The following is a 9609-nucleotide window of genomic DNA, read 5'->3' on the forward strand; positions in this document are numbered from 1 at the left end:
CCTATGTCACGCATTGGCGGTAAGAACTTCGACGTGAACCTGGGCGATATCCAGATCCACGTTGAAAGCTGCACCTTGGACATCACCGACAACAGCGCCGTGGCGCAAACCCGGGGCGTGCCCAACGGGCATGTGGACGGCGACGTAACGGCCAGCGGTGAAATCGAGCTGGACTCGACCAACTTCAATTTGCTGATCGATGCCGCGCGCGCCGCTGGCAGCTTTCGCAAGCTGGCGCCGTTTGACTCGGTGTTCTTTGCCAAGGCCGGCGACGAGGAACTGCGCATCGAAGCCTTCGGCTGCAAGTTCAAGGTGTCCAGCCTGCTCAGCATCGATCCCAAGGGTGGCGAAAAGACCAAGCACAAACTGCCGTTCGACGTCACCAGTCCGGACTTTATCCGCGTCAACGGCGTGCCGTACCTGGATGCCAGCGAGATCGAGGGCTTGAGCTGATGGGGGATTGGTTCGAACAGGCCTCGGCGCTGGAACAGCTGGAGCGTGAACACGCGATCAAGGCTCAGCGTGCGCGGCCGCGTCCTTCAGGGCCGAGTCGCATCCACTGCCTGGACTGTGAAAAACCGATCCCCGAAAACCGCCGAGCCCTGGGCGGGATTGTCCGCTGCACACCGTGCGAATCCATTTCAGAGCGGAGTTACCGCTGATGACAACTCAACACCCCATCGAACCGTTGTCCGAAGCGGCGCGCCTTGGATGGCTTGAGCGAAAAATGGCAGTGATTGAACACCGATTAGGTGACATCGAGGAGCGCCACGAAACCGTACCGACGCGTGTCACCAAGCTGGAACAGCAATTCGAACACATGGCGGGCCAGCTCTCGGAACTCAACGCCGGCCAGCAGACGCTGACCGTGGCGGTGAACGACATCGGCTCGAAGGTGGGCCGGCTGCTGACCATCCTGACGTTGGTCGGTGCGGCGCTGCAAATGATCGTGCCGGCACTGCTGCGAGCGTGGTTCCCATGAGTCTGCGCAGCAAGATCGCCGCCGGTGCCATTGCGCTGACCAGCGCTTCGCTGGTGGCGTTCCTGGGCACCTGGGAAGGCCAGGGCCATAACGTCGTTTACGCGGACAAGCTGGCCCGTGGTCTGCCGACCGTGTGCATGGGCATCACCCGTTACACCAGTCCGTTTCCGGTCGTGGTCGGCGACTACTGGTCCGACGCCCGCTGCGACCAGGTCGAGCAGTTGGTGATCCAGAAAGGTCAGCTACAGCTCGCCGACTGCATCACCAACCAACAGGTGGGCCAGAACACTTTCGACGCCCTGAGCAGCCATGGCCACAACGTTGGCGTGCCCAATACCTGCGTCAGTCGGGCGGTGGGGCTGATCAACGCCGGCCGCATTACCGAGGGCTGCAAGGCTTTGGCCTGGGGATCGGACGGCAAGACGCCGGTATGGGCTTTTGTCACCGATGCCCAGGGCCGCAAGCAGTTTGTTCAAGGCCTGCATAACCGCCGATTGGCTGAGCTGGAGCTGTGCCTGAAATGACTCTTTCACCGCTGCGCGTAGCGCTCTTCCTGCTGCTATCCGGTCTGTTGCTGTGGGTTGCCTTTGACCTGGTGACGGACCAGCGGGACGCCGCACGACGTGAGCGCGACAGCGCCCAGTTCGAACTGACCGGGCTACGTGAAGCCGCCCGTATCAGCGGTGAGCGGTTGGCCGCCCGCGATGAGATCGACCGTCAACGAACCCAGGAATTGACCCATGCGCTCAATGAAAACGACCGCCTGCGCCGCGCTGTTGACGCTGGTAGTCAGCGGCTGTTCGTCAAAGCCACCTGCCCAGGCCCAGTGCCCGACGCCCCCGGCACCAGCCGCGTGGCTGATGCAGGAACCGCCGAACTCGCAGCAGACGCTCGACCGGATTATTTCACCCTCCGAAACCAACTTGCCCTCAGTCGGCAAATGATTTTGGGCCTGCAAGACCACGTGCGCAGGGTATGCCTGCGCTGACCGAAACACCCTGATCTCCACCCACTTTTAACGATGAACAACGGAGTAACACCCATGACTGATACACGCGAAATCACCCTGGAATTCGGCGACAAAGAATTCACCTTCGACCTGACCCCGCAGGACGTGACCAAGTACTTCAACGCCGTGACCCAGACCAGCAAGGTCGCCCCGGCCAACAACCTGTTGACCACCACCGTCAAACAGGACCAGCGCGCCTCCCTGAAACCGCTGCTGGGCAACCCGGTCATGGTCATGCAACTGGCCGGCGCGCTGCTGGAGGAGTACTCGCCGGACGTTGAAATCATCGTAAAAAAGCCCTCGGCCACGCCGAACGACTGACCGAAGACGGCCTGGGTCAATTGATGGCCCTGGCCAGCCGCTGGCTGCCTGGTGCCGCCCCCACGCCCGAGGTGATGGGGTCGGCCAAGTGGCTTGAAGACGAATACTGGAGACGCATGGAGATCGCCGTGGCCAACGGCATCGCCCATGCCTTGAACGGATAACCCCGCATGGCTGACCGCAGCGCCCGCCTGGCTTTCATCCTGAGCCTGACCGACAAGGTCACCGCCCCCTTGGGTAAGGTGAAAATGGGCTTTTCCGACCTGGCTGAACAGAGCGAAAAGAACATCAAATCCGCAGGCATTGGCCTGGCGGGCATGGTGGGCGCCGGTGTGGCTATTACTGAATCTTTGGCACCGGCTCTGGAGATGAACCGCGCCCTGGGCGAAGTCCGATCGCTGGGCGTGGCCGAGGATGCGTTGACCGCGCTCAATCAAAAGTCGTTGGAATTCTCGGTTGCCTATGGCGAAAACGCCCGCGACTTCGTCGCCTCGGCGACCACCATCGAGGGCGCGATTAAAGGGCTGACGGGCAACCAGTTGGCCATGTTCACCAATGCCTCGGACGTGCTGGCCAAGGCCACCCGGACCGACGCCGAAACCATGGGGCAGTACGTCGGCACGATGTACAACCTGTTCAAGGGCCAGGCTGACGCCATGGGCAAAACCGAGTGGGTGGAGAAGATGAGCGGCCAGACTGCGTTGGCGGTCCAGCTGTTTCGCACTGATGGCGCCCAGCTCAAGGATGCGTTCAAGGAAGTCGGCGCGATTGCCACCGCCGGCGGCGTGGACATTGCCGAGCAGTTCGCGGTGATCGGCTCGCTCAGCAGCACCATGGAAGGCGGCGACGCCGGCGGCCGCTACAAGGCGTTCTTTGAAAACCTCGGCGCCGCCTCGGAAAAAATGGGCCTCAAGTTCACCGACCAGCAGGGCAAGGTTCTGCCGATGCTGGACATCATGGACAAGCTGCAAGGCAAGCTGGGCGACCTTACCAGTGCGTCAGCGGGCACCAAGTTGTTGGAGGCCTTCGGCGGTGAAGGCGCCCAGGTGATCGGGGCGCTGGCCAAGGACACCGATCGCTTGCGTAACGGTATCGACAAGCTGGGCAAGGTGCGCGGCCTGGAGAACGCCGAGAAGATGGCCAAGGCCATGGTGGACCCTTGGCAGCAGTTCGGCGCCGCTGTGCAGGCCCTGCGCATTGCCTTCGGCCAGGCGCTGATTCCCATGTTGGCACCGCTCATGGAAAAGCTGGTGGACATCGGCAAAACCCTGGTGCGTTGGAGCCAGCTGTTCCCCAACATCACCCGGGTGATCGGCATCGCCACCTTGAGCGTCTTCGGCGTCGTCGCGGCCATGTCCTTGCTGACATTGGTCGTAGGCGTATCGAAGCTGGTCTGGCTGGGGATGGTCGCGGTCTGGAACGTCCTGACCTGGAGCGGTTACCGCAGTATCGCCATGTTCCTCTATCACACCGTCATGACGGTCGCTTTCGTCGCCGGCCTGGTGCTGATGTACACCTGGATGGGGCTGGTCAAGGGCGCGATGCTGCTCTGGCAAGGGGCGATCTGGCTGGTCAACACCGCACTGTTGGCCAACCCGTTGCTGTGGATCGTTGTCGGTATCGTCGCCCTGGTCGCGGTGGTGGTTGCGGCCATTTACTACTGGGACGAATGGACCAGCGCGCTGCTGAACAGCGAGGCGTTCAAGTGGGTCAGCGGCCAGCTCCAGGCCTTGTCCGACTGGTTCAGTTCCATGGGCGGCTGGTCAGGTATGGCCAAGGCGGCCTGGGACGGGATCGTCAACATCTTTAAATCAGCCATCAATGGCTTGATCGAGATGTTGAATAAGATCCCCGGCGTCAACATCGAGGCGGCTTTTGCGGACATGCCGGCAGCGCCGGACCTGCCCAACATCGCCGCACCGCAAATCGACGCGCCGCAGGTGCCGCCCCTGGTAGCAGATCCGCTGACGGCCACACGACAGGCGCCGCCGCTGGTCATGGCTCCGGTGCGGACTGCTCCCGATGCCGCAACGGCCCCTGCACCGTCATTGCTGAAGGCCATGGCACCAATGCCACTGCCCACGGCTCAACCGCAGCCGCCGGCACTGGTGATGGTCCCAACGCCCGCCGCCCCGGGGCCAGCCATCACGCAACCCAAAACCGTCGAGCCGAAGCAACCGCTTCAGCCGCCGGCGTTGGTCATGCCACCGATCCCGGCCGCGCCGGCACCGGTGATGCTGCTGCCCGAGTTCGAGGGTGTGAAACCGCCGCCCCAGCCGCCGGCGCTGGTCACGACGCCGGTACCGAAACTGCCGCAGCCGATCGGGCCGCAGCTCAAGACCCCGGCGCCGGTGAAACAACCGCCCGCCCTGGTCATGGTCGCGCCACCGACTGAGAAGGCCGAGCAGAGCCAGCGCCGCATTGGCGACAGCGTGGGCGAACTGGCACCGAAACGCCCAGCAGCCGTGCCCGTGGGCGGCTTGTTGAGCCGCATTCAGAACAACAACCAGACCCAAGACAAACGCATGCACGTCGAGAAAGTAGAAATCCACACCGGTAAGGCCATGAACCCGCTGGAGCTTGAAAACATGATGAGCATGGCGGTGGGCGGATGAGCGAATACATCGACCTGCTGATCATCGACAACGACCTGGTGCTGGACCCGTCGCGTCAGCCGCTGCTGATCGAGGACCGCGCCAGCATCGCCCAGGACATCGCCCACATGATTCGCGAAAGCGGCCTGTTGGTGACGTTGGTTGCCGAGCGCAGCCGCCTGCGACAGCGCGACTGTATTCAGCAACTGGAGCTGCTGGTGGAGGCGGACGAGCGCCTGGTACCGGGGACGGCGCGGATTAACCAGGTGCAGTCCGGTACGTACCTGGTCACCGCCAAAACGCTGAAATTTGGCAACATCGAGGTGGTTTTGTGAGTGACGTAGATTTCAGGCAGGCGCTGGCGGATGCCGGCATCCCGACCACCGAGGCCGCCTTGCGCAAGGCCTGGGAAAGTGAGGTCGCGGCCCAAGGCAGCAAGCTCAGCAACACCAGCGCCTATTCCCCGTTCTGGCGCGTGATCACCGCCCTGGTGACCAAGCCGGTCATGTGGCTGATCAACCTGGTCAGCGACACCGTGTTGCCCAACTTCTTTGTGAAGACGGCCGGCGGCAAGTGGCTGGAGATGCTCGCCTGGGCAGTCGACGTGGAAAAGAAGGGCGCGACCAAGGCTGAAGGCGTCCTGCTGTTCACCCGCGACACCGCCGGCGGCGTGCTGGAGCTGCGCGCCGGCATCGTCGTGCAGTCGGCAGCGATCAATGGCCATATTTACTCGCTGGTCACCACCAGCCCCGCGACCTTTGCCGATGGCCTGATGCAGCTGGAAATCCCGGTGGAGGCGCAAGAGGTCGGCAGCGGCTACAACCTGGCGCCGGGTTACTACGCGATCCTGCCCGAACCCATCCCGGGCATCGCCCAGGTGGTGAACGATGACGGCTGGCTGACTGCACCTGGTGCGGACTCCGAGCCTGACGACCAGTTGCGTTTGCGGGTGCGCAATCAGTTCTCGGCGGTCAACCAGTGGCACACCGACGCGGTGTACCGAGCGATGATTTCCGCCTTCCCGGGCGTGCGTCCGGATGGCGTCTACTTCCAGCACGGCGCACCTCGGGGCCCGGGCAGTGCCAATGCCTTTGTGCTGTTCGATGCCGACGTGCCGGCGGCGACCTACCTGGAGCAAATCAACGTCCACATCCGCGACCAGGGCAACCATGGCCACGGCGATGACCTGCTGGTGATGGTCATGCCGGAAACCCAGCATGCGCTGCGTGTGGTGGTGTGGCCGCGCTCGGTGTTGACCACCGATCAGCGCGAAGCCTTGAAGACCGAGATCCTGCTGTTCATCCGCGCCGCGTTTCGTGAAAGCACGGCCAGCGACTACCAGCCGACGCTGACGTATCCCCAGTCGCGCTTTTCCTTCAGCCGTCTCGGCGAAGAACTCCATAAACAGTTCGCCGGCATCGAGTCGCTGCACTTCGACAACGCCGACATCGTCTCGGAACTGACCATTCCCAGGATCAGCAGCCTGGAGGTGATCCTCTCGTGATCAAGCTCAAGTTGCCGTTCTGGTTGGACGGCGTGCAGCTGACCAAGCTCAAAGCGGCCAGCCAGTCCTGGTGGGAGAAAGTCGAAGGCTGGATGCACTGGCCATTGCTCCAGATGGACGCGGAAACCTGTCACCTGACCGTGCTCGATCTGCTGGCCTGGCAGCGCGACATCAGTCGCTTCAAGGACGAGCCTGAAAGCCTGTACCGCTTGCGGGTCAAGTACGCCTTTATCAACGCGGTGGACGCCGGCAGCACAGCGGGGCTCAAACGCATCCTGCGCCGCCTCGGCGTGGGCTATGCCGAGATCGAAGAGCGCCTGCCCGATCGGGACTGGGACGTGGTCATGCTGCGCCTCTCCGACTCCCAGCTGTCCGAAAACCCCGAACTGTTACGGGTGCTGATTCAGCAGTACGGCCGCACCTGCCGCCGTTACGACTTCGTGACCATCACCCCCATAGCGCTGCGCATCGTCGCGGTGGACTTTAACGACGATCAGTCAACGCTGATCGCCAGCCTGTAGGAGCCCCCCGTGGCTGCGAGAATCACCCTTGCGGGCGAAAGCCTGATTGCCCAAAAGCTGGGCACCCGCCAGAGCCTGGACGTCGTCCGGTTCATCTTTGCCAACGTGCCAGGCCTCGACCACACCGCTCCGGTCGATCGGGCAGAGACGAAGCCGCCGGCGGCGCAGATCGTCCACGTCTACACGATCCCCGAAAACAACATCGGCTATGTAAACCCCAACCAGGTGGTGTACAGCTCGATGCTGGCCAGCGATATCGGTGACTTTGACTGGAACTGGATGGGCCTCGAAACCGCTGAAAACCAGTTGCTGGCGATTGCCTATGTCCCGCTCCAGCAGAAGCGCCGCAACATCCCACCGATTCAGGTCGGCAACAACGTCACCCGCAACATCCTGGTGGAGTTCGACGGCGCGCAGGCGCTGACCGGCGTAACGATCGATGCCAGCACCTGGCAGCACGACTTCACCGTACGCCTCAAAGGTATCGACGAGCGCGAGCGCATGAGCAACCGCGATGTCTACGGCCGCACCTGCTTTTTTGACAGCGCGTTCCAGGTTGAAAAAGTCGAAGGCACGTACCAAGTGAAGCCGGGTGTTGCCTACATTGAGGGTGTCCGAGTCATTGCCGGCGCGGCCACCGTCATTGCACCGAGCAACCTGCCGACCACCGCCTGGATCGACGTCGCCCTGGAACGGCAGTTGAACGACGTTGCGGCACGCTGGACGGTGGTGTTCGGCACCGAAAAGGCCGACTACGTCGACACCGCCGGCTGCCAGCACTACTGCGTGCCCCTGGCGGACTTGAGCGCCGCCGGCATCATCGATCGCCGATCGGTCGAGCCCATCAAAGGATCATTGATCCAGCACCTGGCGGCGCGTGACGGCGACTACTCCAAGTTGCGCGCCAGGGCGACCACCAAGGACGACGTGGACCTGGGCAATCTGCCCAACGCCATCAGCGACGACGACACCAGCGACAGCAGCGAGATTCTGGCCAGCACCAAAGCGGTGAATGTTGTTCGCAGACTCCTGCAAGGCGCAATCGACAAACTGCTGGAGGGCACGACCCCAGCGGGCAAGGCCAAGCAGTGGGCCACCGCTCGCACGCTGTCGATCAGCGGCGCCGGGACCGGAAAGATGTCGGTGGATGGCAGCGCGGACGCCACTCTCGCGCTGACACTTGCTGACAGCGGCGTGACCGCTGGGGCTTACACGAAGCTCACGGTCAACGGAAAAGGCATCGTCACCGGTGGCGACAGCTTGTCGGCGGCTGATATTCCCGCCCTGGACTTTTCCAAGATCACCACCGGCAAACCCACGACCCTGGAAGGCTATGGCATCACCGATGCCATTCCGACCGGGCTCACCGATAAGCGCCCGCAGCTGTATGCAAAGGAAGCTGCCCAGGGACTCAAATTTGGCGCGATTGAACTCCGCGAGGCGGGACTGGTTGCTGCCGCTCAAAAGGACTTTTCCTACGCACCTGCCGTCCAGTTTCACTGGGCGGGCCTTCACGCTGGCAATCTGGGGATGTCCGCAGATGGGTTCTTGTGTTGGAACGGCCACCCTGTGTGGCACGGCGGCAACTTCGATCCAGACAAAAAGGCGGGAGTGGCCACAACCTTGGCCGGTTATGGCATCACCGACGGCCTTGCCAAAGGTCAATATGGTTTGGGCGGACCGGTTGCGCCATTGTCACCCATTGATCACGTTGGCCTCCCGGGAGGGTTTCACTTTTTCGGTGAAGGCTCTACGTCCTTTGCGAACTATGTCGGGCTCGTCAACATCCCTTATGGGAACACTGAGCACGCCGGCCAGCTCGGGTTTCAACAAGGACAAGTGGAACCGCATGTATTGGTTCGTTCGACCAAAAACCCCGGCGACGGCGGCGGATGGACGCCAACCCGTGAGCTGTACCACACCGGCAACCTCGATCCGGATTCAATTGTCCCTCCTGGCAGCATCGTGGCCATGACGATTGGGAGCGCCCCCAAGGGCTACTTGAAAGCCAATGGCGCGGCCGTTTCCCGCACCAGCTACGCCAGGCTGTTCAAATCCATCGGCACGTACTACGGCGCCGGCGACGGTTCCACCACCTTCAACCTGCCGGACCTACGCGGTGTGTTCATCCGGGGTTGGGACGATGCGCGGGGCCTTGACCCTGACCGTGCGCTCGGCACTTTCCAGGCAGGGCAGAACGCCTGGCACGCACACACCGCAGCCTCCGGTGCCAGTGGTGCGCACTACCACCCAGGCACCGTGACTTCCACCGAAGGCGTTCACGCCCATACGGGCAGCACCACACAGAACGGCAATCACACTCACTCGTTCAACTACATCAACACACCGACGTCGGCGGATCAGCCCGGTATCGGTGCGGCCATGCACCACACGGCAATGGGGTATGTCTCCGGCGACCGAATTCATGCGGCGGGGAATCACACCCACGGGCTCAACATTGATGCCGCCGGGGCACACGCTCACGGCGTCACTGTGGCCTGGGACGGCACCCATACACACACCATCAGCGTCGACGGGGCCGGCGGCAGCGAAGCGCGCCCGATGAACATGGCACTGCTGTATTGCATCAAGTACTGAGGTTCGGCATGAAGACGAAAACCGTATATCAAACCAATCAGGCCGGGCTTTACATTGGCACTGCGCAGGCTGAGGAATCG

The 9609-nt window shown here is 62.5% G+C and carries 12 protein-coding genes; all 12 read left to right on the forward strand.

From position 1 onward, the window contains the following. Window positions 1–3 precede the first annotated feature (3 nt). From AC1DHT_RS09025 to AC1DHT_RS09080, 12 genes are read left to right on the forward strand one after another with little or no spacing between them, the layout of a single operon-like run. Complete coding sequence (locus AC1DHT_RS09025) at window positions 4–453, forward strand: phage protein (protein WP_442114685.1); 450 nt, start codon at window positions 4–6, stop codon at window positions 451–453. After that, window positions 453–662: a TraR/DksA C4-type zinc finger protein gene (locus AC1DHT_RS09030; RefSeq protein ID WP_477749026.1), complete on the forward strand. Its 210-nt coding sequence runs from the start codon at window positions 453–455 to the stop codon at window positions 660–662. Before AC1DHT_RS09025 ends, AC1DHT_RS09030 begins: the two co-directional genes overlap by 1 nt. Beyond that, window positions 662–982 (forward strand): hypothetical protein, encoded by a 321-nt coding sequence (locus AC1DHT_RS09035; protein WP_477749027.1) that lies wholly within the window; start codon window positions 662–664, stop codon window positions 980–982. Before AC1DHT_RS09030 ends, AC1DHT_RS09035 begins: the two co-directional genes overlap by 1 nt. Further along, window positions 979–1506: a lysozyme gene (locus AC1DHT_RS09040; RefSeq protein WP_477749028.1), complete on the forward strand. Its 528-nt coding sequence runs from the start codon at window positions 979–981 to the stop codon at window positions 1504–1506. Before AC1DHT_RS09035 ends, AC1DHT_RS09040 begins: the two co-directional genes overlap by 4 nt. Beyond that, window positions 1503–1970, forward strand: coding sequence for a lysis protein (locus tag AC1DHT_RS09045; protein ID WP_477749029.1), 468 nt, complete (start codon window positions 1503–1505; stop codon window positions 1968–1970). The genes AC1DHT_RS09040 and AC1DHT_RS09045 overlap by 4 nt, the downstream gene beginning before the upstream one ends. A 54-nt stretch (window positions 1971–2024) precedes the next feature. Next, a complete protein-coding gene (locus AC1DHT_RS09050; protein WP_477749030.1) occupies window positions 2025–2312 on the forward strand; it encodes a putative phage tail assembly chaperone in 288 nt (95 codons plus the stop codon). 23 nt (window positions 2313–2335) lie between these two features. After that, window positions 2336–2476 carry a DUF6890 family protein gene (locus AC1DHT_RS09055; RefSeq protein ID WP_477749031.1) on the forward strand — a complete coding sequence of 47 codons (141 nt, stop codon included), beginning with the start codon at window positions 2336–2338 and terminating at the stop codon, window positions 2474–2476. 6 nt (window positions 2477–2482) lie between these two features. After that, a complete protein-coding gene (locus AC1DHT_RS09060) occupies window positions 2483–4927 on the forward strand; it encodes a phage tail tape measure protein (protein ID WP_477761328.1) in 2445 nt (814 codons plus the stop codon). Continuing rightward, window positions 4924–5241: a DUF2590 family protein gene (locus AC1DHT_RS09065; RefSeq protein ID WP_477761329.1), complete on the forward strand. Its 318-nt coding sequence runs from the start codon at window positions 4924–4926 to the stop codon at window positions 5239–5241. Before AC1DHT_RS09060 ends, AC1DHT_RS09065 begins: the two co-directional genes overlap by 4 nt. Further along, on the forward strand, window positions 5238–6410 hold the full coding sequence (locus tag AC1DHT_RS09070) for a baseplate J/gp47 family protein (RefSeq protein ID WP_477761330.1): 1173 nt from the start codon (window positions 5238–5240) through the stop codon (window positions 6408–6410). Before AC1DHT_RS09065 ends, AC1DHT_RS09070 begins: the two co-directional genes overlap by 4 nt. Then, window positions 6407–6931 carry a phage tail protein gene (locus AC1DHT_RS09075; protein WP_477761331.1) on the forward strand — a complete coding sequence of 175 codons (525 nt, stop codon included), beginning with the start codon at window positions 6407–6409 and terminating at the stop codon, window positions 6929–6931. The genes AC1DHT_RS09070 and AC1DHT_RS09075 overlap by 4 nt, the downstream gene beginning before the upstream one ends. Window positions 6932–6940: 9 nt before the next feature. Next, window positions 6941–9529, forward strand: coding sequence for a phage tail-collar fiber domain-containing protein (locus AC1DHT_RS09080; RefSeq protein ID WP_477761332.1), 2589 nt, complete (start codon window positions 6941–6943; stop codon window positions 9527–9529). The last annotated feature ends 80 nt before the right edge of the window (window positions 9530–9609 follow it).

It is taken from the genome of Pseudomonas sp. 05N432 (assembly GCF_056396945.1).

Bases quoted from the DNA above. Each gene is read 5' to 3' on its own strand.
- AC1DHT_RS09065 (WP_477761329.1), top strand. From the start codon at position 4,924: ATGAGCGAATACATCGACCTGCTGATCATCGACAACGACCTGGTGCTG.
- AC1DHT_RS09050 (WP_477749030.1), top strand. From the start codon at position 2,025: ATGACTGATACACGCGAAATCACCCTGGAATTCGGCGACAAAGAATTC.
- AC1DHT_RS09055 (WP_477749031.1), top strand. From the start codon at position 2,336: ATGGCCCTGGCCAGCCGCTGGCTGCCTGGTGCCGCCCCCACGCCCGAG.
- AC1DHT_RS09045 (WP_477749029.1), top strand. From the start codon at position 1,503: ATGACTCTTTCACCGCTGCGCGTAGCGCTCTTCCTGCTGCTATCCGGT.
- AC1DHT_RS09035 (WP_477749027.1), top strand. From the start codon at position 662: ATGACAACTCAACACCCCATCGAACCGTTGTCCGAAGCGGCGCGCCTT.
- AC1DHT_RS09060 (WP_477761328.1), top strand. From the start codon at position 2,483: ATGGCTGACCGCAGCGCCCGCCTGGCTTTCATCCTGAGCCTGACCGAC.
- AC1DHT_RS09025 (WP_442114685.1), top strand. From the start codon at position 4: ATGTCACGCATTGGCGGTAAGAACTTCGACGTGAACCTGGGCGATATC.
- AC1DHT_RS09030 (WP_477749026.1), top strand. From the start codon at position 453: ATGGGGGATTGGTTCGAACAGGCCTCGGCGCTGGAACAGCTGGAGCGT.
- AC1DHT_RS09040 (WP_477749028.1), top strand. From the start codon at position 979: ATGAGTCTGCGCAGCAAGATCGCCGCCGGTGCCATTGCGCTGACCAGC.